Source organism: Curtobacterium sp. 458, assembly GCF_030406605.1.
GTDB lineage: Bacteria > Actinomycetota > Actinomycetes > Actinomycetales > Microbacteriaceae > Curtobacterium.
Genome location: NZ_CP129104.1, coordinates 1,179,405 through 1,204,657, shown reverse-complemented (window position 1 = coordinate 1,204,657; position 25,253 = coordinate 1,179,405). Strand labels below are relative to the sequence as shown.

Genomic DNA, 25,253 nt, shown 5'->3' with positions numbered 1-25,253 from the left:
AGCGACGCGCCGACGACGTGCGGGCACCGGTCGGTGGGGTCGGCCGGGCGGGCACGTCGCGGTCACGGCGGAGGGTGGACGCGGGCGGTGTGGGGCCGCTGGCATCGACACGGTCCGGGTGACGACCGGGTGAACGGTACGTGACGTCCCTTGGCGCGGGCTGGGCGGACGGCGACGGTGGCCGGGGAGCGCGGTGCAGCGTCAGGAGCGCAGCACGAGGGCGACGGCCTCCGCTCGACTGCGGACCCCGATCTTCGCGAACACCTGGTTCACGTAGGACTTCACGGTCGGGACCGTCAGGAACAGCTCGGCGGCGATCTCCGGGTTCGACCGGCCCGCGGCGATCCGCTCGAGGACGTCCGCCTCACGTGGGGTCAGGTCCGGGAAGCGGTCGCGCACGCCCGGCGACGGCGCCGCCGATGCTGACGGAGGGCCTCCCAGCTGCGCGACGAGCCGCGCCCCGACCGAGGCGTCGAACGTGGCCTGGCCGGACGCGACCGCTCGGATGGCGGTGGCGATCTCGGTCCGACCCGCGTCCTTCGTCAGGTACCCGCGGGCTCCGGCCCGGAGCGCCGTCACGATCGAGTCGTCGTCGGCGAAGGTGGTGAGCACGAGCACGCCGACCTCCGGGTGCGCCGCCGTGATGCGTGCGGTCGCGGTCGGGCCGTCGACCCCGGGCATGCGGAGGTCCATCAGCACGACGTCCGGGCGGTCGCGCCCGACGGCCTCCACGGCCTCGGCACCGTCGGCGGCTTCGCCCACGACCTCGAGGTCGGGCACGAGCGACAGCACCGTCACCAGCCCGTCGCGGACGATCGCCTGGTCGTCCACGACGAGCACCCGGATCGTCACGACGACTCCCCCGCCCGGTCCGCGACGGGCACGCGCACCGCGACGACGAACGCCCCGTCGCGGATCCCGGCGTCGACCGTCGAGTCGTCGCCCAGCTCCGCGAGGCGCTCCCGCATGCCCGTGATCCCGTGGCCGTCGGAGCCGAGCGGGTTCGTGACCGTGACGGACACGGCGGAGCCGTCCCGGACCACCGACAGGGCCACGGGGCGGCCCGGGGCGTGCCTGCGGGCGTTGCTGAGGGCCTCCCGGCAGACCTGGACCACGGCGGCGCGGTGCGCCGCGTCGAGGTCGGCGAGCGCCTCGTCCCCCTGCGCGTGGACCGTGCCGCCGAACGACCGGTGGTCCTCGAGCAGCGTCTCCAGCCGGGAGGCGCGGCTCGGCGCCTCGACGTCGGCCTGCGGCTCGGTGTCCGCGTCGTCGCGGAGGGCGTGCACGGCCCGGCGGGCCTCGGCGAGGCCGTCCGCGGCGAGCGTCCGCGCCTCGCCCGCGCGGCGGGCGGCCTCGTCGACGCGGCCGGCCTCGAGGAGGGCCTCGACCGCGTCGAGTTGGAGCACGAGCCCGCCGAGGGAGTGCGCGAGGACGTCGTGGATGTCCCGCGCGGCGCGGGAGCGGTCCGCGAGGAGGGCGGCGCGCTGCTGCTCGGCGAGGGCCTCGCGGGAGCGCTGCTCGGCCACCCGGAACTGCCGGCGGCTGAATCCGATGAGGACGCCGAGGAGGAGGCCGGCGCTCGTGCCGAGGACGAACTGGACGGACGCGTGCAGCACCGTGGCGGACACGGCGATCACGGCGAGGGACACCACGGCCGCGACGGCACCGACCCAGACCGGGACGGTGAGGGTGGCGCCGAGCAGGACGATGCCGACGATGACCGGCACGATGAGGAGCGAGTCGGTCGGCACGACCACGACGGACCCCGCGAGGACCATGAGCGCGCCGGTAGCGAGGACCGTGCGGGTGGAGCGGCCGAACTCGCGGAGGACCCAGGCGGCGAGCGCCACACCCCCGACGACCCACACCCACGCGGGGTGGTGGAGGCCGGTGCCGTTCTTGACGAACCAGAAGCCGACGACGGCGACCCCGAGCGCGTTGAGCCCCCACGCGACACCGGAACGGGGCCGGCCGCCCCCGGCACCGCGGGGGAGGTCGGCCCGCTCGGGCTCGGCGAGCATGGTCACCGGACCATCATGCCGCTCGTGCGACGGGCGCTGCCGCCGGGGATCCGCTGGTCGACGACGACGGCCCGGGCGGCACGGTTCAGGGCGAGGACGAGCAGGATCGTGCCGGTCGAGGTGAGCAGGTGGGCGCCGAGGTGGCCGCCGAGGACGTCGAGGCCGATGCGCACGACGATGAGGACGACCCAGAGCGCGGCGCCGGTCCAACCGGTGCGGGACTGGAGCGTGCGGCCCTTGCTGTCCGGGGTCGACACGGTGCGGAACCGGGTGATGCTCCCCATGGTCAGGCCGACGCCGATCGTGACGAGGGCCTCGATCGCGAGGAACACGACGTCGGCCGTGGTGACGGTGACGCCGGAGTTCGCGAGGACCACGACGCCGACGACGCCCATGACCAGCGGCGTGCGCCAGATGCGGGTCGGGTCGAGGTACTGCCAGGTGGCCTGCCGGTAGGCGAGGAAGCCGACGAGGGCGAGACCGAGGAGGACGTTGACGACGAGCTGGGCGGACATCGGGTGGACCTTTCCGTTCGGGGTCCGGCGGGGGGTTCCCGTCGGCGTCCGGCGGGGTTCCCGTCGGGGTGTCCCCAGCCTCGTTCGCTGGCGTCCGCGGGCACACCAACCAGGGGTGGGGGTGCGGGTGGGGATCCGCGGTGGTGTTCCATTGGGGCATGGCTGATGCGTTCGACGGGTTCCGGATCGGTGCGGGGTACGCGGTCGTGGAGCCGGACAAGCACCGGCCCGGGTCGTACACGCTCGTGGTCGACGGGACGCCGCAGTCGCACGTCGACCTCGAGGACCCCACGCACCTGGCGTTCGAGTACATCCGGCGCATCGGGCACGCGATCGACCTGCTGCCGGCCGGCCCGATCACGGCGCTGCACCTCGGGGCGGGGGCGCTCACGCTCCCCCGGTACGTCGCGGTGACCCGGCCGGGCTCGCGGCAGCAGGTGATCGAGCTGGAGCGGGACCTCGTCGACCAGGTCCGGGCCGTGCTGCCGTTCCCCCGCGGCGCCTCCATCCGGGTGCGGTACGGCGATGCGCGCGAGGTCCTCTCGAAGCTGCCCGCTGGTCTGCGGGGTTCGGTCGACCTCGTCGTGGTGGACGTGTTCGGCGGGTCGCAGATCCCCGCGCACGTGACGAGCGTCGAGTTCTACCGCGCGGTGGCGGCGTTCCTCTCGCCGACGGGGATCGTCGCCGTGAACGTCGCGGACGGCGCGGGTCTCGCCTTCGCGCGAGGGCAGGCGTCGACGCTGCAGTCCGTGCTGCCGTCGGTCGCGGCCGTCGCGGACACCGGGATGCTCAAGGGCCGTCGGTTCGGGAACATCGTGCTGCTCGGCTCCCCGACGGACCTGCCCGTGGCGGACATGCCGCGGCGGTACTCCTCGGACCCGATGCCGGCGAAGGTCGTGCACGGCGCGGAGCTGCGGGCGTTCGTGGCCGGGGCGCCGATCGTCACCGACCAGACGGCGGTGGCGTCGCCCGAGCCGAACCGGAGCGTGTTCGGGGGCTGACGCCGGGGCGGTGCACCCTCCGGCGGCGTTGTCGGGCGTTCAGCGGACAGGACGGGCAGGATGGGCTGAACGACCGTGCAGGGCACGACCGAGCGAAGGGACCGCACGCCATGACGAACGACGACCGGAGCAACCAGGACCGGCCGGCCGACGGCCAGGCGCCGAGCTGGGGGTCCGCGCCGGACGCCTCCTCCGCTGACGCCCCGCGGTACGGCGAGCAGGGCGACACCACCCCGCGGTACGGGGAGCGCGCCGAACCCGCGTCCTCGCCGCAGTACGGGGAGCAGACGGCCGCGCCGCAGTACGGCAGCGAGCAGTACCGCGAGCAGCAGGGCCAGTACGGCCAGTCGCAGTACGGGCAGGGCCAGCACGACGACCGGTCGGGCGCACCCGCGTGGAACCACGACCACCAGCAACAGCCCTACGCCGCCGCGGCAGCGACGAACCACGGCGGACCCTCGTGGCAGCAGTACGACGAGCCGAAGCCCGCGAAGAAGAAGACCGTCGGCGTGGTCGCGTTCTTCCTCGGGCTGGTCTCGCTCATCGTGGGTGTCGTCGGCGGGTACCTGATCGGCGCGGCGCTGGCGAGCAGCGACGCGATCAAGGACCTCGTGCCGACCGACGGATCGACCCCGGACCAGTCGCAGCTCCAGCAGCAGCTCATGAACGACCCGACCGTGACCGGACAGTTCGCGGTCGGCGGCATCGTGATCGGCATCGCGGCGATCCTCGGCCTCTGGGCGCTCGTGCAGGGCATCATCGCGATCGTCACGAAGCGCGGGCGGGGCTGGGGCGTGTTCGCGGTGATCCTCGCGGTCGTCGCCACGATCGCAACCTTCGCGACGTACATCGGTGTCGCTGCAGCGGCTGCAGTCGGCGGTGGGAACTGACGTCGAGTGCGACGTCCGTCGACGGCCCGTCGTGCTCCGGCACGGCGGGCCGTTCCACGTCCGGGTGACCCCCGTGCGCGTGGCACCGCTCGCTCTCGGCGGAGCGCGGTTACCCTCGAACCGATGTCCCTCCCGCCCGAGAACCCGCAGCCGCACGACCGGACCGACCGCGCCCGTGACGGCCGCCACGCGGCGCCCGTCACCGCCGGGGTGAGCCCGGGTTCGACGTTCGCGCCGATCAGTCTGCGCCCCGCGGTCGACGCTGAGGCCGTGCAGCAGCGCCTCCGTGACCTCGGGCAGAGCCGCAGTACCGAGGCCCTCGCGGAGCGGGCCGAACTCCTGCGCCTGCTCGGTCGGTTGGACGAGTCGCTCGTCGTCGCGGAAGAGGTCTTCCGCCTGACGATGTTCACCGGGGAGCGTCAGGACAAGGTCGCCGCCCGGATCCGTCGCGCGCACGTGCTGCACGACCTCGGTCGCCACGAGCGCGCCGCCACCGAGGCCGCCCTCGCCCGGGACACCGCACGCACCGAGGAGTGGCCGGAGCTCGAGGGCGCCGCCGCCGAGCTCGAGGGCTGGTCGCTCTTCGAGAGCGGCCGCTTCGAGGAGGCCCGCTCGGCCCTGTCCCGCGCCTACCAGGCGTTCCGCCAGGCCGGGGCGCCGTCGGAGCGCACCGATGCCCTGCGCACCGCGGTCGAGGCAGCGATGCGCGCCGCCATCTCGACCACCGACGACCAGCCGGAGAAGCCCCGAACGGCCCGCGACGTTGCCGCCCGCCGGGCGGAGGACGACGTCGAGGCGGCGCCACGGGCCTCCCGTCCGGAACCGCAGGTCGCGGAGCAGGAGCCGCGGGTCCGACGTCGGGTGCTGGGTGCGCCGGACGCGGCCCGCACCGAGGCGGATGACATCTGGGGACGCATCGCGGCGCGTGCCGCGCGGAAGGGCCAGGCGGACCCGCGCCCGGAACGATGACGGAGCGGCTCGACGCCGTCCGTCAGCGCGCCGCCGGGCTCATGGCGGAGCACCTCGACCCGACCTGGACGTTCGCGTTCGACCACGCGAAGACGCGGGCCGGGCAGTGCGACTTCACGAAACGGCGCATCACGGTGAGCCGGCACCTGGCCGCGCGGTTCTCGGACGAGGACGCCGACCAGGTGCTGCTGCACGAGATCGCCCACGCGCTCGCCGGGGCACGGGCTGCCCACGGTCCGGTGTGGCGGCGGACGGCCGCGGCGATCGGGTACACGGGTTCGCGGCTCTACGACGGCCCCGTGGCGACCGAGCTCGCGCCGTGGGTCGGTGCGTGCCCGGCCGGGCACGAACACGTCCGGTACCGGACGCCCACCCGGCTGTTGTCGTGCGCGAAGTGCTCCCGGCGGTTCGACGCCCGGAACGTCATCACCTGGCAACGGCGGTCGACGGCTCCCGCTGGTGCGGAGGCGGTAACCCGTTAGCCTGGGCGGATGCACACGGGGCAGCACATCCGCACGGACGCCGGATCGTCCTGGTTCTTCGACGCCGGACGGATCGCCCTCGACTTCGCGCACACCGGGGGCTTCGCGGACGACCCGGACGGACGCCGCCCCCGCTCGCAGCTCGGTGAGCTCCTCGCGACGCCGGCCGACCTCGACGAGTGGCTCGGTGACCACACCGAGCCGATCGACGTCGGCGCCACAGCGCGCGAGCTGCAGGACGCCCGAGCACTGCGGGCGGCGATCGCCCGGCTCGCGGTGGCCGCTGCCCCGGCTCCCGCGTCGACGGCCGCCGAGCGGACCGCGGTGGCGGCGGGACTCCGCGCCGGGACCGGGCGGACCCGGCCGGCTCCCGACGACATCGACACGGTGAACCTGTTCGCGGCGCTGCCGGACGTGCCGCCGAGCCTCCCGGGTGGTCGCCGTCGCGCCGGGGCGAACCGGGTCCGCCTGGCGCAGGCGTTGTCGAGCGTCGCGCGGGACGCCGTCGCGCTCCTCACCGAGGTCGGGTTCGACGACGCCGAGGCCGACGGACGACCGACACGGCTGAGCCGGTGCTCGGCCGAGGACTGCGGGCTCGTGTTCTACGACTCGTCCCGCGGGGGCACCCGTCGGTGGTGCTCGATGCAGCGGTGCGGCAACCGGGCGAAGGTCCGGGCGCACCGGGCGCGGCGCGCGGCGGGCTGACGCGCGGCGGGCTGACGGGCGGCGGCGGGAGGGGCGACGGCCGCCGCACCCGCAGCACCGCGCAGGGGCGCACTGAGCTGTCGCTGCCACGCCGCGACGCGCCCGGTCAGCCGGCTCGGGTCAGCAGGCCCGGACGACGTCGTCCGGGTCCGGCAGCTCGAGGTCGGCTCCCCAGGACCGGAAGGACATCGACACCGTGCCCGTCCCGTCCGCGGCACTGAGCGTGTAGGGGACCGGCTCCCCCACCGCCGACACCTCGAGTGCGCCGACCGGTGACGATCCGCTCGCGACGACGACCTGCGCCCGGGCGTCCTCCCCGGTGCCGCTCACCGCGCCGGGGTGCAGCGTCACGTCACCGTCCGCCCCGAGGACGGTGCGGAGCAGGTCGTCGGGTTCGGTGAAGGGCGCGAAGGTCCGGAGGGTCGCCGACCCCGCCGGGACGCACACCCTGCCGGCGGTCGCCTCGTCGAGTCCGGTCCGTTCGGCGAACGCCGCGTTGCCGCGCACGTACACATCGTCCCCACGGCGTCGGGCATCGAGGGTGACCCCGCCGACGCTGAGCTGCAGCGAGGAGTCGTCGGGCACACCACGGTAGGTGAAGCGCACCGTGCGTCCGGGGACGGTGTCGCCGGAACCCTCCCGTGCCTCGGGGTCCGGGACGAGTTCCGTGACGGTGCCGGTCGCGACGACGGACGACGACCGGGCGGCCCGCAGGACCTCCCGCAGCGCGGTGCGGCCGTCGACGGTCTCGATGCCGTTGCGGCTGCCGTCGACGGGCGCCTGGCCGCCGAAGCCGGTCGCGGTCGGGGTGACCGCGACGTCCGCGGGGTCCGCACCCGAGCAGCCGGTCAGGGTGAGGACCGCGGCGAGCGCCGTCCCGACGAGCGCGACGGTCCCACCGCGCGGCCGCACGCCGGGGGACCGTCCACGGTCAGCCCGCATCGCCCAGGCAGACCTGGTCCGCTCCCTGCGACGACCGGGTCCCGGCGTCGGTCGGGACGGCCTTCCCCTGGTTCGCGGCGGTGGCACGGACGACGAAGCAGGAGTCGGCGTCGTACAGCCCGCCCGAGGTCGGCAACCACAGCTCGGTACCCCGTGCCTGCGCGGTCACGTCCACCGGCTTCGTGCCCGGTTCGACGACGTAGACCGACCACGCCACGTCCGGCCCGCTCCACGAGACGTGGACGTTGCCGGAACCGGACTCGATCGCGAGGTCCCGCACCTTCGGGGGCCCCTCCGCGGTCACGGCGTGGACGATCATCACGACCGCCATCGCGACGGCGACGAGGGCCAGCACGGCCGAGACGATGAACGCGGGGTGCTTCCACAGCGGCCGCCGGGTCGTCTCGGTCTGCTCGAGTTCGGGGAGCACCCCGATGTCCGATCCCATCGAGCGCTTCGGCGCCGGAGCGGGGACACCCCACTGCTCGTAGAGGGTGGGCTGACCGGGGTCCCAGCCGAGCCGGGCACCCGAGGAACGCTCCCGACGGTGCTCGGGCGACGGAGCCGACGGCACGGGCGGGATGACGGGGACGTCCGGCACGCCGGGACGCGACGACGTCGTGCTCATGCGGCGATCCTCCCCGTGGACGGTGCGCCGCCTATCATAAGGGCGTGTTCCGGGGGCAGCAGGAAGCAGGCGGTCGGGTGCGGCGCCGCGTCGTGGCCGGCTCGGTCGCGCTGGTCGCGCTGGCACTGGTGCTGCCGCAGACCCTGCCGGGAGGCACGTCCTCCCCCGCCGTCGCCGCCTCCGCCCGGCAGGCGGCCGGTCCGGACCAGGACTCCCGGTCGGGCCAGGGCGCCGACGACCCGGTCCGGATCGCGGTCCCGTACGTCGGGAAAGCCGAGGTGTCCCTCGGTGACGGCTGGTCGGTGTCGGACTGCGGCCGCGTGAACGTGCCGACGGGCCTCACCGCGGCGTGCTCGTCGGACTCCCTCAGCCTGACCTCGAAGGGGTTCCGGGCAGACTTCGGAACGGTGACGATGACCGTGCCCGAACGCAACGGAGCGATCGACCTCGACGTCACGTACCTGGTGTCGCTGGAGCCCCCGTCCGCTCCCTCGTTGCAGGAGCAGACCTACGACCACCCGTTCGAGCAGGGCACGACGGCGACCGTGCCGTACAGCGACCTCGGGATCCGGTGCGACGGCTGTGCAGCCGGTCCGGCGATGCAGGTCGTCTCCGCGAAGCCCGCCGGGGTCGTCGCCACCGTGACGAGCACCGGCCTCGTGGTCCGTCCGCCGTCTGAGTGGACCGGCACGGCGTCCGTCCGGCTGCGCGCGACCGACGACCAGGGCGGCAGCGGTTCCGCGACCGTCCGGCTCGTGTTCGTCGAGGCCGGTCGCAGCGACCTCGCCGCGCAGGACACCGTGCGGCGCCTCGGTGCGGACGGCACGCTCCGCATCGACCTGTCCTCCCTCGCCTCGGCCCGGAAGGGACGGGTGCTGTTCTCGGACTGCGGTTCCGCGGTCACGGGCACGGTCGTCTGCACCGACCGGGGCGTCGCGACCTACCGCCCCTCGGGCACCATGACCCGCGCCGACCAGTTCTCGTTCCACGTCCGCACCGCCTCGGGCGACCAGGCGACCGGCAGCGTCACGGTGCTGCCACGCTCCGGGAGCCGCACGGCGGCGACCGCGACCGGCACCCTCGCGCCGGAGGAGGGCGAGCCGACCGCGACCGGCGCGCGGTACCCGGCCACGGGCCTCCAGACCGGCCTCGGCACCCGGAGCACCCGGAGCGTCGTGGCGACCCTGCCGTCCGAGGACGACGCCGCCGACCGCGGGCAGACCGGCCTCCTCACCCCGCTCCTGACCGACCTCGACCGCATCACGGAAGGCAGCCGATGACGCTCCGCCTCAGCCTGCAGGACCCGACGCGCCGCGGCGCCGACACGACCTTCGTCGTGGACGCGACCGACGTGACGAGCGTCGGCGAGGTGGCGGCCGGGCTCGGCGTCGACCCCGCCGCGGTCGCACCCGGTGCGGGACCGTCGGCGTCGCTGGCCGAGGCGGGCATCCTCAACGGCTCGACCCTGCCCGCGCGGACACCGAGCGACCTGCCCCCCGGGCGCCCGCGGCTCGAGGTCGTCGGCGGCCCGTTCGCGGGCGAGACCGTGCCGCTGCCGCTCGACGGCCCGCTGCGCATCGGCAGCTCGGGCGACACGGAGCTGTGCGTCGCCGACCCGTACCTCCGACCGCACCACGCCACGGTCTCGGTCGACCAGGGAGCACCGGCCTCGACGCCCACCGGGATCGCGCCGGTCGGCGCTGGGCCCCTCCGCGCCGTCCTCACCGTCATCGACGACGCGCCCGGGGTCGCCGTGAACGGCCGCGACGTCACCGGCAGCACGGACATCGTGCCCGCCGACGTCGTCCAGATCGGCAGCTCGGTGTTCCGCATCGGGATCGAGCCGTTCGCGGACGCGGACCTCGCGCCGGACGAGGTCGGGATGCGCGGCTTCAACAGGACGTCACGGATCATGCCGCCCGCCGTGCCGCCGACCGTGGTGCTCCCGGGTGACCAGCCCGACGACGTCGACAAGACCCCGATGCCGTGGCTGTCCGCGGTGATCCCGGTCGTCCTCGGTGTCACGATGGCGATCGTCTTCGCCCGCCCGATCATGCTCATGATGGCGGCCGCGTCGCCCGTGATGGTCGTCGGGACCTTCCTCACGCAGCGGTCGCGGGCGAAGAAGAAGGGGATCAAGACGTTCGAGGAGTGGCGGCAGGACATCGCCGACACCCGGGTGCGGATCGCCGGGCTCGTGAAGGAGCAGCGCCTCGACTCCTGGTACCGCAGCGTCGACCCGGTGGTGGTGCGTGACATCGCCACGCGGCCGCTCGCGCGGCTGTGGGAGCGACGGAAGCGCGACGCCGACGCCCTCCACGTGCGCGTCGGCGTCGCCGAGGTGCCGCTCGCCGCGAACTTCCAGGGCGGAGTGTCGAAGCACACCGGTGCACACCACGTCGGCGTCGCTCCGGCGCCGGTGTCGATCGACCTCGGCGCCGGGGTCGTCGGGATCGCCGGACCCACGGACGTGACGCGCGCGGTCGTCCGGTCGGCGCTCGCCGCCGTCGCCACGCTGCGGTCCCCGCGCGACACCGCCGTCGTCGTGGTCTGCGGTGACGACGCGGCCCCGGAGTGGGCGTGGACGCAGTGGCTCCCGCACACGCAGCAGGCCGAGGACGGTGCGCTCACGCTCATCGGCAACACGGACGACTCGCGCCGGGAGCGACTGCGCGACCTCGCCGCACTCGTGCAGGTCCGCACCCGCGCCGGGTCGACCGTGAGCGCCGGCGACTTCGACACCGACGTCGTCGTCGTGGTCGACGGCGCGCGCGAGTACCGGACGCTGCCGGGCATGGTGCAGGTCCTCGAGCAGGGCGCCCGCGTCGGCGTGCACGTCATCGCGCTCGACACCGACCGTGCCCGACTGCCCGAGGAGTCCCGGACGGTGCTCGCCGTCGACCCCGACGACCGGTCGCTCGCCCGGCTGGAGTCCGACGCCGCGTACCACTCCTCCGTCCTGCTCGACGGCCTGTCGGTCCCGACCGCCGAGCGCATCGCCCGCAGCCTGTGCTCCATCCGCCACGTCTCGGGCGTCGGCGACGAGGGCATGCTCCCGACGAGCGTCCGCTACGTCGACCTGCTCGGCGTGGACCTCGAAGACCCCGCGCCGATCGTCGCCCGGTGGGAGCGGTCGCCCCGCCGGACGCACGTCGTCGTGGGCGCGAGCGCAGACGGCGAGTTCGCGATCGACATCGCCGCGGACGGGCCGCACGCCCTCGTCGCGGGGACCACGGGGTCCGGCAAGTCGGAGTTCCTGCAGGCGCTCGTCGTGTCGCTCGCGATGGCGAACCGACCGGACGCGCTGAACTTCGTGCTCGTCGACTACAAGGGCGCGTCGGCCTTCGCGGACTGCTCCCGCCTGCCGCACACCGTCGGCATGGTGACGAACCTGGACGCCCGCGAGACCGAGCGCGCCCTGACGTCGCTCGACGCCGAACTGAAGCGCCGGGAGACCGCGCTGCGGATCCCCGAGCTGAACGTGAAGGACGTCGACGCCGCGTGGGCGAAGGACCCCGACGCCGCGGCGCGGAACGGTCTCGCACGGCTCATGATCGTGATCGACGAGTTCGCCGAGCTGAAGACCGAGCACCCCGACTTCATCGACGGCCTCGTCCGCATCGCACGCGTCGGCCGGTCGCTCGGCGTGCACCTCGTCCTCGCCACCCAGCGTCCGAGCGGTGTCATCACGCCCGAGATGCAGTCGAACATCAACCTCCGCGTCGCGCTCCGCGTCACCGACCGTGCCGACTCCACCGACGTGCTCGGCTCCCCCGAAGCCGCGCTCATCAGCCAGTCGACGCCCGGCCGCGGGTTCGTCCGCGCCGGGCTCGGTGCGCTGCCGAGCGGCTTCCAGACCGCACGCGTCGCCGGCATCCGGCAGGGCGTCCAGCGGGTCCAGCGCCAGCTGCCGAAGGTCGCCTCCGTCGACTGGGAGGGGCTCGCCTACCCGCCGCGGTTCCCCGTGAAGCGGCACGCGGCGGCACCGGTCGACCACGACGACACCGACCTCCGTGCGCTGGTGGACGTCGTCACCCGCGCCACCGAGGCGATGGGCATCCCGAAGAACGCCTCGCCGTGGCTCATGCCGCTGCCCGCGCTGCTCCCCCTGGCACAGGTCGCCGGCGGCACCGGGGCGCCGACCACGATCACGCTCGGCATCGAGGACGTCCCCGGCCAGCAGACGCAGCGTCCCCTCGTCTGGGACCTCGAGGCCGGCACGCACCTGCTCTTCCTCGGAGCGGCGCTCTCCGGCCGCACCACCGCGCTCCGGACCGTGCTCGCGCAGGCCGTCGAGCGGATGAGCCCGGCCGACCTGCACCTCTACGTCATCGACCACGGCAACGGCGGGCTGCTCCCGCTCGCGCAGGCACCCCACACCGGCGCCGTCGTGACCCCGCTCGAGCCGTCCCGCCTGCCCCGGCTCACGGACCGCCTCGTCGCCGAACTCGCACGCCGCCAGTCGGTGCTGTCCCAGGCTGCTGTCGGCACCATCGTCGAGCAGCGTCGCGCCGCCGCGTCCGACGCCGAGCGGCTGCCCTACATCGTCGTCGGGGTGGACGGCTGGGACCGCGCCACGAGCTCGATGCAGCCCGAGGACCTCCTGCCGATCCGCGACCAGATGACCCGGGTCCTCCGCGAGGGCCCTGCGGCCGGCATCCGCGTGGCCGTCACCGGCGACCGGACCGTGTCAGCCGACAAGATCGCGGGCTTCATCAGCGAGCAGTACGTCCTGCCGATGCGTGACACGAACGACTACCGCGGTGCGGGCGTCATGGTCCGTGAGCTGCCCGAGAGCGTGCCACCCGGCCGGGTGTTCTTCGGACCGACCGTGCGCGAGGCGCAGCTCGCCGTGCTCGGCCAGGACGCCTCTGCCGAGACCCAGGCAGCCGCGCTCCGCGGGGCGGTCGAGACCGCGCGGCTGCGCTGGACGGAGCAGACCGACGCCTCGGGCACCACGGACGCCCGTGGCGTCGCCGGCCCTCGCCCGTTCCGCGTCGACGCCCTGCCGTCCCGCATCTCGCTCGCCGACTCGCAGGACCTCCCCGTCGCGGCGCGCTCGACCCCCGACGGTCCGACGATCGGCGTCGGCGGCGACGAGCTCGCGCGCATCACCCTGGACTGGCCGGCCGCGGGCGGGTTTCAGGTCGTCGGTGAACGCGGCACGGGCCGGTCGACGACGCTCACCGCGATCGCGCACCAGCTCGTGTGGACCGGCAGGCCGGTGATCGCCGTCGCCACGAAGGACTCGGTCTTCACGACCTGGGCGCGCGAGGTCGGCGTGCCGCTCCTCACCGACCCGATGGGGTTCATGGACCTCGCCCCGGCGCTCGGCCGGTACGACGACCCGTCCGTGCCCGTCACCGTGCTCGTCGACGACGCCGAACTGGTGTCGAACACCCCGCTCGAGAACTCGCTGATGGGCGAGAAGGCGCGGTTCGTGTTCGTCGTCGCGACGAACCCGGACGCCGCCGCGAAGACCTTCTCCGGCCCGTACGGCGAGGTCCGACGCACCCAGGAGGGCATGCTGCTCTCCCCGACGAGCGCCCTGATGGGGACGCAGCTGTTCGGACAGAAGGTGCCGAAGTGGATGGTCGGGCGCCAGCCCGCCGGCGGGGGCGCCCTGCACCGTCGCGGCGAGTGGACGCAGGTGCAGGTCCCCGACCCGGCCGCGTGACGGACGGTCGCCGGGAGCGCGCGGTGATCCGTGCCTCCCGGGCCACGTAGGGTGGTCCGCATGGCTGCACGCTGCTCGTACTGCGGGGCCGAGCTGCGCCCCAACAGCATGTTCTGCCTGGCGTGCGGGCAGCTCGCGACGGGTGGTCGACGCTCCACGCCGGTCGCCGTCGGCGACACCGAGGACGTCCCGTCGCGACCCTCCGCGGCCGTCCCGCCACCGCCGGCACGTCCGGGGCCGGTCCCGACCACCGGCCTGGAGGCACAGCGCGCGCCCGCCGCGCCGCAGCCCTCCGGCACCCTCCCGCAGTTGGTGTTCACCACGGGCCAGACGCTCCTCGTCGAGGAGGGCACGATCCTGGTCGGGCGACGGCCCGACGAGATCGCCGCGCGTGAGGGAGCCCGTGCCTTCACCGTCGACGACCCGGACCGTTCGATGTCCCGCGTGCACGCGACCCTGCAGTTCGGCACGGGAGGGCTGCGCATCGTCGACCGGGGGTCCGGGAACGGCACCGTGCTGCGCCGTGGCGACCGGGAGGACCGGTGCCCGGAGGGGCTCGCCGTCGAGCTCGTGCCGGGCGACGAGCTGTGGTTCGGATCGGTGGGGGCTCGGGTCCGGTGACGGGTCCGGTGGGGGCGTGCTGACGGACGACGCGACGCGGGAGAGCTGGCGGAGCTTCTTCGCGCAGGACGGACGCTTCGAGGTCCAGCACGACGCCGAACGCTTCCGTCGCATCGCGGCGCGGGACCTCCGTGGGGGTGTGCTGCTGCTCGTCGCCACCGCCACCGTGCTCGTGGGCGCCGTCGCCTGGGGCCGGACCGGCCCGATCGTCCTCGCTGCGCTGCTCTTCGTCGTCGGTGCGATCCTCGGCATCGTGCCCTCCGGCGGCGCCTCGCCCTGCTCCGCTCCGCCGGAGGGCAGCCAGGACTGCTGCTCGGGGTGTCCAACGCCGGACTCCACACGCCACTCGTCCCGCAGATCGGCTGGCCGGAGGTCCGAGCGGTGTTCGCGGTCGACGAGTCGGCGCAGGCAGCTCGGCGTCGGACGCGGCCGGGTCTGGCAGGGGCGGCCGACCGTTGGGCTGGTGGGAACGGCGGGGCCACGCGCCACCTGTGGTTCCTGCTCGAGGATGCTCCTGCGCTCCGCTCGCGCGTCGTCGACCAGCGCTGGGTGAAGGGCTTCGACACGTTCCCGAACGTTCACGGTCCCGCGTTCGCACAGTACGTCCTCGGCCTCGACACGGTCCTCTCGCCGCGGGACACGAACCGGATCACGGCAGCAGTCCTGGTCCAGGCCCAGGCCCGCGGCATCCATGCTGTCGAGTCGTTCGGCGCTGCCGACTTCGCGGAGTACGCGAGCATGCTCAGCGGCGTCACCGTCGACGGGGTCGCGCCGGATCGGCCGACGAACACGACCGGCAACCCGTTCGTGTCCTGACCTCGGGAGCATCGTCCGCTCGCCTGTAGGCTGCTGCGCGGATTCCGACGACGAGGGGCTGCGATCCGATGAACGTGAACGAGCCGATGGACCCGGGCGTACCGACCGGCGGGCTGACCGGGGGCGAACCGACCGGGCTCGACCCGCTGACCGTGAAGCCGGATCCCGCGCGCTGGGCGTCCGTCGTGCGACGCGAACGGCTGACCCTCGTCGGCACCGTGGTCGTCGTCGTCGCGCTCGAGGTCATCACGAGCCTGCTCGGTCGTCTCGGGCCGATCATCATCGCGCACGGCGTCACGATCGTCGCAGCCTTCTACTTCTTCGCCGTCCTGCGCTTCCGTCGCAACCGCCTGGCGCAGACGCTCGGCGACCCGGACCGCGGCATCACGATCTCCGACGCCGGCGTCGAGGTCCCGCTGCTCGGGCTGATCAGCTGGGACGACATCCCCGCGGTCTACACCGTGTACGACCAGGCACGTGCCGACCGGTACGCGCGGTCCGGTGGGATCAAGGGCTTCGCCGAGCGGTGGACACAGGCGGTCGGGTCGGCGAACCACTACCTCACGGTCGCGCTCCAGGACGGCCCGGCGATGCGGCAGCGGGCACGACCGCAGCAGTTCCGTCGCTGGGTGAAGCTCTGGGCACGCAGCGGTGCGCCGGACTTCGGGGCGATCCAGATCATCGGGGACGTCTACTACTCGGACGCCGACGCAGACCGGCTGGACCGGACGCTCCGGGCGCAGGCCACGCGGCGCGGGCTGCCGAACTCCCGCTCGGCGACCATGCTCGACCAGGGCGAGTTCTTCCGGACGAACTCCGGTATCGCGGTGTTCGACGGCAAGACGGGGGTCTGAGGTGACCGACGTCGACGCCACCGAGCTCTGCAGCCGCTACCGCGGCCCGGTGATGGAGGTCCTCACCGGCGCCGTCGGTGCGCAGGGTGCGGACGGGTTCCGACCGGTCAGCGCCGCGGTCGAGCGTCTCCGCGCGATCACCGAGGATGCGCGGGCGCTCGCACTCGACGAGGGCCTCACACGCTGGGTGACGGCGGCCCCGGTCTTCTTCGCGGAGGTCGACCGCGCACTGGACGCGCAGGATGCGCGGGCGCTGTGGGCCGCGGTCACCCACCCCGAGCACGGCGTCGACCTCCTGGGTCGGGCATGCACCGGACAGCCGGGTTGGTGACGAATACTTTCGTTGCAGGGTGCAGCATCGGTTATGCTGCTCCGGTCGGCCCCCGGACGGGGGTGGGCACTCATCGGGGGGTAGGTCGATGATCGACCCCAGGGACACGTGTGTTTCTTGGAGGGAACCATGGCGGACATCCGCGTCACTTCGGAGTCGCTCTCGGGCGTCTCGAACCAGCTGCAGTCGGGCTCGCAGTCCATCGAGTCGCAGCTGCAGAACCTCAAGTCGCTCGTCGACGGCCTCGTCGGCGGCGACTGGTCGGGCGCGGCGTCGTCGTCTTTCCAGGACCTCTACCAGCAGTGGGACCAGTCGGCCGTGCAGCTGAAGGAGTCGCTCGCCGGCATCAGCCAGCTGCTCTCGCGCGCAGCGCTGTCGTACGAGGAGTCGGAGAACTCGATCTCGGGCACGTTCCGCTGATCCGGCCCGGGCAGTCCCGCCGCGGACTGCCCGGTCCCATCCGCTCCAGCCGCTGACCGGCTCACCACCGGTCGCACGACGGCCGATCCACGGGGGAGAACATGGCGCAGTACCGAGTCCGCACCGAGACGCTCGGACAGGTGGCACAGACGTTGCAGTCCGTCGTCACGACGTTCGAGTCGCAGGTGGGGTCGACGAACTCGCACGTGCAGAGCGTCGTCGACGTGCTCTGGAAGGGCGAGGACGCCGCGACGTTCCAGAAGTCGTGGACCGACTTCCAGGCCGGTGCCGCTGCGCTCGCGGCGACGCTCCGCGACCTCGCCGAACGACTCCGTCAAGCGGGCGTCTCCTACGAGCTCAACGAGACCGGGCTCTCGGGCAACTTCCTCGAGAACAAGCAGGTCGTCCCGGTGCGCCGCATCGAGGGGACCGAGGGTACGACGAGCACACCGGACGCACCGGTCGGCGGCAACGTCGCCGTGGCGGGTGGCGTGACCGGCGGCAACGGCAACGCCGACGAATCGCGACGGACCCGACGGGTCGCCGCCGTGGACGCGACGGCGACGCTGCAGACCGGAGCCGGCGATGAGTGAGCAGCAGGCGGACATCGCCACCCTCACCCAGCTCGTGCAGTCGATGACCCAGCTGCACGAGTACTGCCTCCTGCTCCAGCAGGGCGCGCAGTCGTTCGCCGCGGTGCTGCCCGCCGAGTGGCAGGGCGCGGCCATGGCGTCGTTCCAGGCCGTCTTCCAGCAGTGGTCGGCGCAGGCGACCACGCTCGCCGAAGCGGCCGACGGCCTGACGCAGCACTCGCAGCTCGTGCTCCAGGCGTACCAACAGACCATCGACGCGCTCAACACGGCCTGGACCGACTTCAGCGCGCAGCTCGCATGACCCGCGGCGACGGACGAGGGGACCCCACCGCATGACCGACGTACGGCTCGACGCCTTCGGCATCGCCCGCGACGGCAACGACATGGCGACCGCGTCGCACGACCTGTCGACGGCGTGGACGTCACTCCAGAGCGTGCTCTCCGGGTCCGGCGGGATGGCTGGTCCGGACGAGGCGTCGAAGGAGTGGATCGACTCCTACGACAGCATCGCGAAGCAGGCGGGAGAGGCCAGCGAGGGCGTCGCCACGGCGCTCGCGGCCTTCGACTCGATCATGGGTGCGACCGGGCAGGCGTACAAGCGCGCCGAACTCGCCGGCGCCCTGCAGGACAGCGACGGCGGCATCTCGATCCCGACGCACGAGGTCAGCCTCGACACCTCCGTGCCGACAGCGATGGGCGAGGGGTGGCCCGGCGCACTCGGTGAGTTCCAGGGCTGGGTCGAGGAAGCACTCGCGTCGATGGGGCTCCACCTCCCCCTCGCCGACACCGACAAGATGGGCACCGCGGTCTCCGCCTGGAAGGCGTACGACGACCAGCTCCAGTCGATCAAGAGCAGCGTCGCTGCATCGCTCGCCGTCGCGAGTTCCTCCGACATCCCGCAGTGGGCGTCGATGTCCTCCGCACGGTCGTCCGTCGTGACGACGCTCGGCCAGATGTCCACCGCGGCCGGCGCGGCGGTCGAAGCCCTCGATGCGCTGATCGACCAGACGGTCACCGCCCGCAACGAGATCATGGACATCGTCAAGGAGCTCGCCATCGCGGTGGGCGTCGAGGTCGGTGTCAGCATCGCACTGAGCTTCTTCACGTTCGGAGCCTCCGCGGTCGTCGGTGCTGCCGCGACCTCGGCGACCGTCATGCGGTTCGTCGTGCGGATCGCCGAGGTCATCCAGCGACTCATCACCCTGTCGCGCATCCCCCGCGAGGCCATCGAGAACGGCGTCCGGCTGTTCCAGGCCGTCGGCCGCGGATCCCGATTCGCCCGCATCGCCGGCGAGACGTTCAAGGGCATGGCGACCGGTGTCGTCTCGCAGGGCTTCAGCAACATCCTCGTCGAGGGCAAGTCGTTCTCCGAGGGCTGGCAGGGCGCGCTGCTCGGCGGCGCGGTCGGTGGCACCATCGGCGGCGGGCTGGGGCTGGTCGGGCGGACCGGACGCGAAGCCGCGGCGACACGTTCGACGTTCACACACGTCGCGGTCTCGACCGGACGCGGTGCCGTGACGGGCGCGGCCTCCGGCGTCGGCGGTGACTACGTGACCGCGAAGGTCAACGGGCAGGACTTCAACGTCATCCAGTCCCTCGTGTTCGGGACCGTCGGTGGTGCGGCGTTCGACGGCGGCCACGGCGCCGTCGAGGCACACCACGTGCACGCCGGCGGCGGGTCCACCGGCGCTTCGTCGGGGCACGGCTCCTCGGACACCGGCGCGGCCACGAACATCGACGTGGACACGCACGTCGGTGACGTCGACGTCGAGGTCGATGTCACTGGCGTCACGTCCGCGACCGATGTCGACGTCGCCGCGACGACGGCCAGTGGTCCGGCACCGACGGCGCACACCGACGCGCCCGTCGTGAGCGGCGCCGCTGCCCACGGCTCGCCGACCGGTGCGCACGCCGGTGACCGGCCGAACGTCGACGGGTCCCAGACCCCCGTCGTCACGGGTGCAGCACACGCGGGCGGCTCGACGACGCACGCGGGCGGCGAGAACGTCGTGACGAACGTCGACCACGTGGACACGCGGGCACACGACCTCAGCGGTGGTGCGCACAGCGACGCTGCGGCGCACACAGACGGCCCCGTCCGTACCGAGGCCGCCGCGCACACGGGTCCTCCGACGACGCACGCCGACGCTCCGGCTGCGCACGCGGACGCGCCGGCCGCGCGTGCGGACACACCCGGCCCCCAGGTCGATGCTCCGGCTCACACCGAAACGTCCGTGCACGCCGAACACGCAACGCACTCCGACGCCCCCGCACACGTCGACGCCCGTGACGCGCAGGTGGATGCACCCGCGAGCCACGCCGACGCTCCGGTGCGCACCGAGGGCGCCGCGGCCACGAGCGCTCCCGAGCACGCCGGCACCAGCGAGGTGCAGGGGCACTCGGACGCGGCACACCACGAGGTCGCCACCACGGCGTCGCACCAGACCGGGACGACGCACGAAGCGGCCACCGTCCGCTCGGACCTGGACCACGCCCAGGCTCCGACCGCTACCGACATCCACGCGGCCGAGGCGCACGTCCTCGGCGGGTCCTCCCCCGGGACCGAACACGGTCGCACTCCGGGAACGGACCAGCCGAGCCAAGCACACGACACGTCATCGGGCCCGGCTCGATCGTCTGATGCGGAGCACACTACCTCGGCGCACAGCGATGCGTCCGGGCCCGCCGAGCACGTATCGCCCGAGCACGCAGCGGGCGCGGCAGCGGCCGGCACCGCGGTGGCGTCGCACCCCGCCGTTCTCCGGCCGGAAGCGCACACTTCGTCAGCGACCCGTCCCGAGGCCGCAGCCGACGGAACCCCCGCGCAGACCGACGGAACCCCCGCGCAGACCGACGAAGCCCCCGCAAGCGTCACGCGTCCGGAAGCCGGGGAGCAGAGCGGAGAAAACCACGGCGGTGGGGACGACCTCCGCACTCGGCACATCACGTCCTACACACGGGACGAGATCGACCGGCTCCTCACGCGCAACGATCTGGACCGGTTCATCGAGCCCGGAGAGCAGGTCAGGAAGGTGATGGACCCGAAGGACGTCCGTGCTGTGCTGTCCGAGCGCTTCGACGATGAGACGTTGGGGGTGTACGACCGCACCGAGAACGGTGTTCGCACGTCTGTGCAGAGCTCCCCGTACGGTCCGCCGGTGCAGTCTCGTGGCTTCCATGCTCGCAGCGCGGACTCCGGGGACCTCGCCGCCGATCGCTTCCGCGACGCGCTCGGCTTGAACTACCGAGGGACGCCCTACTCGGGCACACCGGATCAGCCGGTGTTCCTCCTCGATCAGCGCGTGGACACGGGCTCCGCCCCTGCGTTCCGCTCCGAGGACGAGCCGCTGCAGATCGCGCAAGACGTCGCTTCGCGTCACGATGACTGGGACGACCTCCCCGCCACCGAACGGGGGGCACTCCTGGAACAGGAGTACAGGGACACCGGGCTGTACCAGACCGCCGAGGGCGCTCAGCCAGACGGTTGGCGGCAGCACCTCGACGGCCGGATGACAGACGCGCTTGCACCGTTCCCGCAGAACGGTGCTGAAGCGACCGCAACGACGAATCCGTACCGCGGCAACGGTTGGGCCGGGGTCGACGACTGGGCCACTCGTGAGTTCACTCCCCGTGGCACCGACGGCACGCCAGGCACGGGACTGCCCTACCTCCGCGACGGAGCGACGATCACCATCAGGCGCGTCGGGGAGCCCGACCGCGTCCTCGCTGTCTTCCGCCGGACGTCGGCGACCTCGGGTGAATGGCAGCAGGTCTGGTGACCGCGAGGGCAACGCACCGATCGCAGAGTTTCACGCTCGCGGACGGCTCCGAGGCTCATTCGACGGTGACCGGATGGTGGCGGGGGTTACTCGTCGAGGTCGTCGACCTCAACGGTCGACTCGAAGGCCGGGGGTCGGCTTCGCCCGCTGACGTCGAGCGGGCAGGTGCCGAGCTCGTCGACCGCAGCGGTGCCTTCGTCGTCGCTCTGAGCGACACCGTCCACGATCTGCTCGGCGTCCGCGCACGTGTCAGCACCCGTCATCCGTCCGACGTGACGATCTCCCTGACGGAGATCGGGGAGCACCTGCCGGGACTCCCCCACGTATTCAGCAGCAGCCTCGACATCGCTGATCTCCTCGATCACGCGGAGCCGGTTGAGGTCATCGCACGCCACGGACAAGAAGCCCTCGTGCGAGGGACGAGACCGGCTCCGACCGGATCGATCCGCCTCGACCGCCTCGGGAACTGGGTCTCCTGGGTGGAGGAACCCGCCCTCGATGTCCGCTCCTCGGTGACCACGAGCTGGTTCGGCGCCGTACCGCCTCCCACGCCGGTCGGATCGTGGGTCGAGATCGACGGAGGTGCGTACCCGCTGTCCGGCGATCGCTCCGAGCCGCTCGTCGCGCTCGACCCGTCCTTCCCTGAAGTCCCCCGGCCGGCGACCGGTTCGCAGCGCCCGGGCTTCCCGATCGCGGTGCCGCGGACGGCTGTGCAGTGCAAGTCCGAGCCTCGCATCCAGGCTCGTGTCGGGGACGTAGTCGTCGAGGTCGAGCGCTCACTGTGGCCCTGGTCGACCTCCGGGATCCGGGTCCGATCAACCGATCCACTTCCGGAACGAGCGTCCGACGGATTCGCGTTCCGGTCGCGCGGGAGCGCCCCGACCACCGCGTTCGTCCGATGGGTCGATCTCCGCGACGTGAAGGGCTCGACGACCTCGACTGACATCAGATCCTCGCCGCAAGAGCCTCTCGCGGTGATCTGCTCTCGTATGCTGAAAGACGACGTCATCGATTCGGAGGCTGACCGTTGAGCGATCGTGCAATCGTCGAGAAAGCACTGACCCCGGCGATGTCGGCGGCGATCTACGAGCTCGGCTACGAGCGCGTGGCCGGATACGTCGTCCCCGTCGATGCGTTGCCCGCCGCTCCTTCTTTGGTGGACCTCATCGAGTCGCACTCATTGCGCTTTCCCGGCTCGCCCTTCGGCGAGCCGGTCGAGGTACTCGACGTCCTCCGTTTCCCGGCGAACTCGAACCTCTCGATCGAGCGGGCGATCGGGGGAGACGACGCCGAGTCGGCACAACGGAACGGTGGCACGTTCATCGAGCACCCGCCGTTCACGGGAACAGGGTTCGTCAACACCTCGTTCGGGAGCGTTCCGCTCTACTGGGTACCCACTCACCGACCACCCGTCGGCACGGAGTTGGCCCGTCACCGCGACGGCCGCCCCGTCGAGGTGCTCGCCCGCTACGGAGGAGCCGCCGTTGGTTGGGTGTTTCGGGACGACCTCGAGGCCGCGCGTCCTCCGCATCGACGGGACCTCAGCCGGTTCAACGGAGGGCTCGCCAGAGCGTGGGGTTCCGTCTACCTGGCGGACCTGGCAGACGACGGATACGTCGACGTCGTCACGCGCGACCAGGATGCGCCGGCGTCCTTCGTCCCGGGTGTCGACGGGTGGCGTTCGGCTCGACTCGATCCCGATGCCATCGACGAGTACTTCGAACTCGACGTCCGGGTGCCGTTCGATGGCCTGGAGTTCCGAGTCACCGGCCGTCGCGCCGCAGCGAGCGGCAGGGAGACACTCGAGGCCGTCAGTCTGTCGCACGACGTCCGGATCCTCGAAGGGCTCGGCCTTACGAAGGTCGACCGCGGTGTGTACGAGGCTGATCTGCCCGGCGAGCTCCTCGACATCGGGCGAACCGAGCAGGTGCAGCTCCCGGGGTGGCCAGGAGCGCCCGTCCACGTCTGACGGGGACCGAGGGGCAGTGGTGCCATATGTGCGATCGCAGTTGACCGCGCCGGAGACGGACGTTCGGGCGTTCCTCGGGAACGTGGCCGTCAGGGTGTGCCCGAGACCTGCCCGTTCCGGGCATCGAGCCACGCGATGCCTTCGGGGGCTTCGAGCTGTCTCTCGACTCGTGGGCCCCTCTGCGCGCCGTGACCACCAGAACGACCTCGAGTCGGTTGAAGACGCCAACGGCCGGCGGCGACCTTCGAGGACCTGCGATGACGCTGCGCCTGAGCGACGAACCAGCGGAGTTCTCCTCATCCGCCACGACGGACCGCACCGGTTGCATCGTTCACGTTCTGGCAGAGAAGGGCTCGCGTGTCCTCGGATGACGTCATCGTTCGACGCGCTCGATGCGCTTGTACGCGGTCCGGTTCGAGACGACGAACACCGCCGGAGTGCTCCGGAAGGACATGGTGTTCCAAGACGCAGGAACCTGGTTCCAGCAAGCTGACGCGAACGCTCTGAGCGGAATCGACAGACAGACATGGGACCAGGCCACTCCTGCCCAACGGGAGGCGCTCTACCGGGGTGCGATGCAGACGAAGCAGTACGGGAAGTACGAGCTCCGCGACGTGGAGAGCGCACTCGACCGGGCGAACCCGTTCCGAGGAAACGGCTGGGCCGGGCACTCCGGCTCGTACGCGCCGGAGGTGCTCGGACGCGACCTGACGCTCCGTGACGGTGCGGAGATCTGGCGGTACATGCCGAACGGGACCCAGGAAGTCCTGGCTCGGTACGACCTCGCGACATCGAGATGGAAGGTGCTCCCCTGAGGATGCACCTCGAGAACACGATCGACCAGCAACTGACGGTGCGTCGCCCCTACTCTGCATCGAACGACCGGCTGCTCCAAGGAGAGATCTCTCAAGCACTGGCCTCCAGACGCCCGCCGGCGCTGGTGCAACGTGACGTGGAGGCCTGGTGGCACGGTGTCAAGGTGTCGGTTCGAGCAGTCGCCGACCGCCTCACCATCAGTGGATTCGGAGATCCTGACTGGTTGCGGACGGTCGGTGTGGTCCCCTCCGATGAACGATCCGGCGTGTTCCAGCACCAGATCAGCAGCCTGACAGGGCTCAGCGGCCTGAGGGTCACGGAGTTCCGATCTGACTGGGATGCCCCGCAGAGCGCGTTCGGCCTGGTCACGCACGACGGAGTGCAGCTCGTCGACCTCGACCCGCATCCGTCGAGGACCGTCCCCTCGCAGGTGCTCTGGACCGCGGTCAGCGGTGAGGAAGTCGAAGGTCCGGTCGAATGGCGACGAGGACTCGGGTACGTGTCGGACGAGCCCGTAGACGTGTTGTGGTCTCAAGGCGACGACTGCTGGGTGACCGTAGCGGACACATCGCCCCTCGCTGGTCGCGGTCGACGCATCATCGACGCGCCGTTCGACGCGTTCTACCGGGGTCGGACAGCCTTCTGGGTGGCGCGATCGGAAATCGGGCAGATCGCTCCGTACAGGATGATGATCACGCCCGCGGGGCCGACCGAGATCCTCCGAGGCCGGTACGCGTGCGTGAACGGTCGATGGCGGCCGGTCGACGGCTCGAACGCGGCGGTCCTCGGTGACGACCGAGTCCCGCTCTTCATCCAGACGGTGTCCCCGCTGCCGGAACGCGCCGGAGACGAGTTCGTGTGGCCGTTGCGAGCCCCGCGCGGCGAGGACGAACTCGTCGGGTCCCGCGTCGCCCGGTCGATCGCCTCGGTGGAGGAGCAGGACGTCGAGATCGCCGAGCCGTACTCCGCGTGGAACGGGTCTGACGTCTTCCGGGTCTTCTCCGACGGCAGGCTCGGCGCCAGGGCGGACGACGGATACGACCGCGGCATCATCGAGCGAGCCGGCCGTGAACTCGCGTACGTGCGCAGCTTCGAGGCCGGAGCGGTCCGCACCGTCCTCGGCGAGTAGCTCAGAGCGAGGATCCAGTGCCGAGTTCATCGAGCAGTGAACCGCTCGGAGCACTGCAACCCCGGAGCGATCGAGACCACCTCGGCCGACGAGCA

At 72.5% G+C, this 25,253-nt stretch carries 24 protein-coding genes; 19 read left to right on the top strand and 5 right to left on the bottom strand.

Features of this window, described 5'->3' with window-relative positions:
* Positions 1-201: 201 nt before the first annotated feature.
* The 3 genes from QPJ90_RS06000 to QPJ90_RS05990 are packed head-to-tail and all read right to left on the bottom strand — an operon-like array spanning position 202 to position 2,536.
* Positions 202-852, bottom strand: a complete 651-nt coding sequence (locus QPJ90_RS06000) for a response regulator transcription factor (protein WP_290133551.1) — start codon at positions 850-852, stop codon at positions 202-204.
* Positions 849-2,021 (bottom strand): histidine kinase, encoded by a 1,173-nt coding sequence (locus QPJ90_RS05995; RefSeq protein ID WP_290134178.1) that lies wholly within the window; start codon positions 2,019-2,021, stop codon positions 849-851. Before QPJ90_RS05995 ends, QPJ90_RS06000 begins: the two co-directional genes overlap by 4 nt.
* Before the next feature lie 2 nt (positions 2,022-2,023).
* A complete protein-coding gene (locus tag QPJ90_RS05990; RefSeq protein WP_290133550.1) occupies positions 2,024-2,536 on the bottom strand; it encodes a hypothetical protein in 513 nt (170 codons plus the stop codon).
* Between the two features lie 158 nt (positions 2,537-2,694).
* Here QPJ90_RS05990 and QPJ90_RS05985 point away from each other — a divergent pair, with 158 nt between their 5' ends.
* From QPJ90_RS05985 to QPJ90_RS05965, 5 genes are all read left to right on the top strand, one after another.
* Positions 2,695-3,537, top strand: coding sequence for a fused MFS/spermidine synthase (locus tag QPJ90_RS05985; protein WP_290133549.1), 843 nt, complete (start codon positions 2,695-2,697; stop codon positions 3,535-3,537).
* Positions 3,538-3,647: 110 nt separating this feature from the next.
* Positions 3,648-4,427, top strand: coding sequence for a DUF308 domain-containing protein (locus QPJ90_RS05980; protein WP_290133548.1), 780 nt, complete (start codon positions 3,648-3,650; stop codon positions 4,425-4,427).
* A gap of 123 nt (positions 4,428-4,550) precedes the next feature.
* Positions 4,551-5,396 carry a hypothetical protein gene (locus tag QPJ90_RS05975; protein ID WP_290133547.1) on the top strand — a complete coding sequence of 282 codons (846 nt, stop codon included), beginning with the start codon at positions 4,551-4,553 and terminating at the stop codon, positions 5,394-5,396.
* Positions 5,393-5,878 (top strand): SprT-like domain-containing protein, encoded by a 486-nt coding sequence (locus QPJ90_RS05970; protein WP_290133546.1) that lies wholly within the window; start codon positions 5,393-5,395, stop codon positions 5,876-5,878. The genes QPJ90_RS05975 and QPJ90_RS05970 overlap by 4 nt, the downstream gene beginning before the upstream one ends.
* Before the next feature lie 9 nt (positions 5,879-5,887).
* The gene (locus QPJ90_RS05965) at positions 5,888-6,583 is read left to right on the top strand and encodes a CGNR zinc finger domain-containing protein (RefSeq protein WP_290133545.1); all 696 of its coding nucleotides are present in this window, start codon (positions 5,888-5,890) and stop codon (positions 6,581-6,583) included.
* 120 nt (positions 6,584-6,703) lie between these two features.
* On the opposite strand, the gene QPJ90_RS05960 is transcribed toward QPJ90_RS05965, so the two are convergent.
* Together QPJ90_RS05960 and QPJ90_RS05955 are read right to left on the bottom strand one after the other, a co-directional pair.
* Positions 6,704-7,495: a hypothetical protein gene (locus QPJ90_RS05960; RefSeq protein ID WP_290133544.1), complete on the bottom strand. Its 792-nt coding sequence runs from the start codon at positions 7,493-7,495 to the stop codon at positions 6,704-6,706.
* 19 nt (positions 7,496-7,514) lie between these two features.
* A complete protein-coding gene (locus QPJ90_RS05955) occupies positions 7,515-8,153 on the bottom strand; it encodes a hypothetical protein (RefSeq protein WP_290133543.1) in 639 nt (212 codons plus the stop codon).
* Positions 8,154-8,197: 44 nt separating this feature from the next.
* On the opposite strand from QPJ90_RS05955, the gene QPJ90_RS05950 reads away from it, so the two are divergent.
* From QPJ90_RS05950 to QPJ90_RS05885, 14 genes are all read left to right on the top strand, one after another.
* Positions 8,198-9,433, top strand: a complete 1,236-nt coding sequence (locus tag QPJ90_RS05950; protein WP_290133542.1) for a hypothetical protein — start codon at positions 8,198-8,200, stop codon at positions 9,431-9,433.
* The gene (locus QPJ90_RS05945; RefSeq protein ID WP_290133541.1) at positions 9,430-13,830 is read left to right on the top strand and encodes an FtsK/SpoIIIE domain-containing protein; all 4,401 of its coding nucleotides are present in this window, start codon (positions 9,430-9,432) and stop codon (positions 13,828-13,830) included. Before QPJ90_RS05950 ends, QPJ90_RS05945 begins: the two co-directional genes overlap by 4 nt.
* 60 nt (positions 13,831-13,890) lie before the next feature.
* The gene (locus tag QPJ90_RS05940; protein WP_290133540.1) at positions 13,891-14,451 is read left to right on the top strand and encodes an FHA domain-containing protein; all 561 of its coding nucleotides are present in this window, start codon (positions 13,891-13,893) and stop codon (positions 14,449-14,451) included.
* 318 nt (positions 14,452-14,769) lie between these two features.
* Positions 14,770-15,267 carry a hypothetical protein gene (locus QPJ90_RS05935; RefSeq protein WP_290133539.1) on the top strand — a complete coding sequence of 166 codons (498 nt, stop codon included), beginning with the start codon at positions 14,770-14,772 and terminating at the stop codon, positions 15,265-15,267.
* A 68-nt stretch (positions 15,268-15,335) separates the two neighbouring features.
* On the top strand, positions 15,336-16,121 hold the full coding sequence (locus QPJ90_RS05930; RefSeq protein WP_290133538.1) for a hypothetical protein: 786 nt from the start codon (positions 15,336-15,338) through the stop codon (positions 16,119-16,121).
* A gap of 1 nt (position 16,122) precedes the next feature.
* Complete coding sequence (locus QPJ90_RS05925; protein WP_290133537.1) at positions 16,123-16,452, top strand: hypothetical protein; 330 nt, start codon at positions 16,123-16,125, stop codon at positions 16,450-16,452.
* Positions 16,453-16,581: 129 nt separating this feature from the next.
* Positions 16,582-16,872 (top strand): WXG100 family type VII secretion target, encoded by a 291-nt coding sequence (locus tag QPJ90_RS05920; protein ID WP_022903345.1) that lies wholly within the window; start codon positions 16,582-16,584, stop codon positions 16,870-16,872.
* 101 nt (positions 16,873-16,973) lie between these two features.
* Positions 16,974-17,465 (top strand): WXG100 family type VII secretion target, encoded by a 492-nt coding sequence (locus QPJ90_RS05915; protein WP_290133536.1) that lies wholly within the window; start codon positions 16,974-16,976, stop codon positions 17,463-17,465.
* The gene (locus tag QPJ90_RS05910) at positions 17,458-17,766 is read left to right on the top strand and encodes a hypothetical protein (RefSeq protein ID WP_290133535.1); all 309 of its coding nucleotides are present in this window, start codon (positions 17,458-17,460) and stop codon (positions 17,764-17,766) included. The genes QPJ90_RS05915 and QPJ90_RS05910 overlap by 8 nt, the downstream gene beginning before the upstream one ends.
* 31 nt (positions 17,767-17,797) lie before the next feature.
* Positions 17,798-21,244 carry a hypothetical protein gene (locus QPJ90_RS05905; protein ID WP_290133534.1) on the top strand — a complete coding sequence of 1,149 codons (3,447 nt, stop codon included), beginning with the start codon at positions 17,798-17,800 and terminating at the stop codon, positions 21,242-21,244.
* On the top strand, positions 21,241-22,275 hold the full coding sequence (locus tag QPJ90_RS05900) for a hypothetical protein (RefSeq protein WP_290133533.1): 1,035 nt from the start codon (positions 21,241-21,243) through the stop codon (positions 22,273-22,275). Before QPJ90_RS05905 ends, QPJ90_RS05900 begins: the two co-directional genes overlap by 4 nt.
* On the top strand, positions 22,272-23,213 hold the full coding sequence (locus QPJ90_RS05895) for a hypothetical protein (protein ID WP_290133532.1): 942 nt from the start codon (positions 22,272-22,274) through the stop codon (positions 23,211-23,213). Before QPJ90_RS05900 ends, QPJ90_RS05895 begins: the two co-directional genes overlap by 4 nt.
* A 575-nt stretch (positions 23,214-23,788) precedes the next feature.
* Positions 23,789-24,028: a hypothetical protein gene (locus QPJ90_RS05890; RefSeq protein WP_290133531.1), complete on the top strand. Its 240-nt coding sequence runs from the start codon at positions 23,789-23,791 to the stop codon at positions 24,026-24,028.
* Between the two features lie 647 nt (positions 24,029-24,675).
* Positions 24,676-25,158 (top strand): hypothetical protein, encoded by a 483-nt coding sequence (locus tag QPJ90_RS05885; protein WP_290133530.1) that lies wholly within the window; start codon positions 24,676-24,678, stop codon positions 25,156-25,158.
* The last annotated feature ends 95 nt before the right edge of the window (positions 25,159-25,253 follow it).

Bases quoted from the DNA above. Each gene is read 5' to 3' on its own strand.
- QPJ90_RS05995 (WP_290134178.1), bottom strand. From the start codon at position 2,021: ATGCTCGCCGAGCCCGAGCGGGCCGACCTCCCCCGCGGTGCCGGGGGC.
- QPJ90_RS05990 (WP_290133550.1), bottom strand. From the start codon at position 2,536: ATGTCCGCCCAGCTCGTCGTCAACGTCCTCCTCGGTCTCGCCCTCGTC.
- QPJ90_RS05985 (WP_290133549.1), top strand. From the start codon at position 2,695: ATGGCTGATGCGTTCGACGGGTTCCGGATCGGTGCGGGGTACGCGGTC.
- QPJ90_RS05980 (WP_290133548.1), top strand. From the start codon at position 3,648: ATGACGAACGACGACCGGAGCAACCAGGACCGGCCGGCCGACGGCCAG.
- QPJ90_RS05975 (WP_290133547.1), top strand. From the start codon at position 4,551: ATGTCCCTCCCGCCCGAGAACCCGCAGCCGCACGACCGGACCGACCGC.
- QPJ90_RS05970 (WP_290133546.1), top strand. From the start codon at position 5,393: ATGACGGAGCGGCTCGACGCCGTCCGTCAGCGCGCCGCCGGGCTCATG.
- QPJ90_RS05965 (WP_290133545.1), top strand. From the start codon at position 5,888: ATGCACACGGGGCAGCACATCCGCACGGACGCCGGATCGTCCTGGTTC.
- QPJ90_RS05955 (WP_290133543.1), bottom strand. From the start codon at position 8,153: ATGAGCACGACGTCGTCGCGTCCCGGCGTGCCGGACGTCCCCGTCATC.
- QPJ90_RS05945 (WP_290133541.1), top strand. From the start codon at position 9,430: ATGACGCTCCGCCTCAGCCTGCAGGACCCGACGCGCCGCGGCGCCGAC.
- QPJ90_RS05940 (WP_290133540.1), top strand. From the start codon at position 13,891: ATGGCTGCACGCTGCTCGTACTGCGGGGCCGAGCTGCGCCCCAACAGC.
- QPJ90_RS05930 (WP_290133538.1), top strand. From the start codon at position 15,336: ATGAACGTGAACGAGCCGATGGACCCGGGCGTACCGACCGGCGGGCTG.
- QPJ90_RS05920 (WP_022903345.1), top strand. From the start codon at position 16,582: ATGGCGGACATCCGCGTCACTTCGGAGTCGCTCTCGGGCGTCTCGAAC.
- QPJ90_RS05915 (WP_290133536.1), top strand. From the start codon at position 16,974: ATGGCGCAGTACCGAGTCCGCACCGAGACGCTCGGACAGGTGGCACAG.
- QPJ90_RS05910 (WP_290133535.1), top strand. From the start codon at position 17,458: ATGAGTGAGCAGCAGGCGGACATCGCCACCCTCACCCAGCTCGTGCAG.
- QPJ90_RS05905 (WP_290133534.1), top strand. From the start codon at position 17,798: ATGACCGACGTACGGCTCGACGCCTTCGGCATCGCCCGCGACGGCAAC.
- QPJ90_RS05890 (WP_290133531.1), top strand. From the start codon at position 23,789: ATGCAGACGAAGCAGTACGGGAAGTACGAGCTCCGCGACGTGGAGAGC.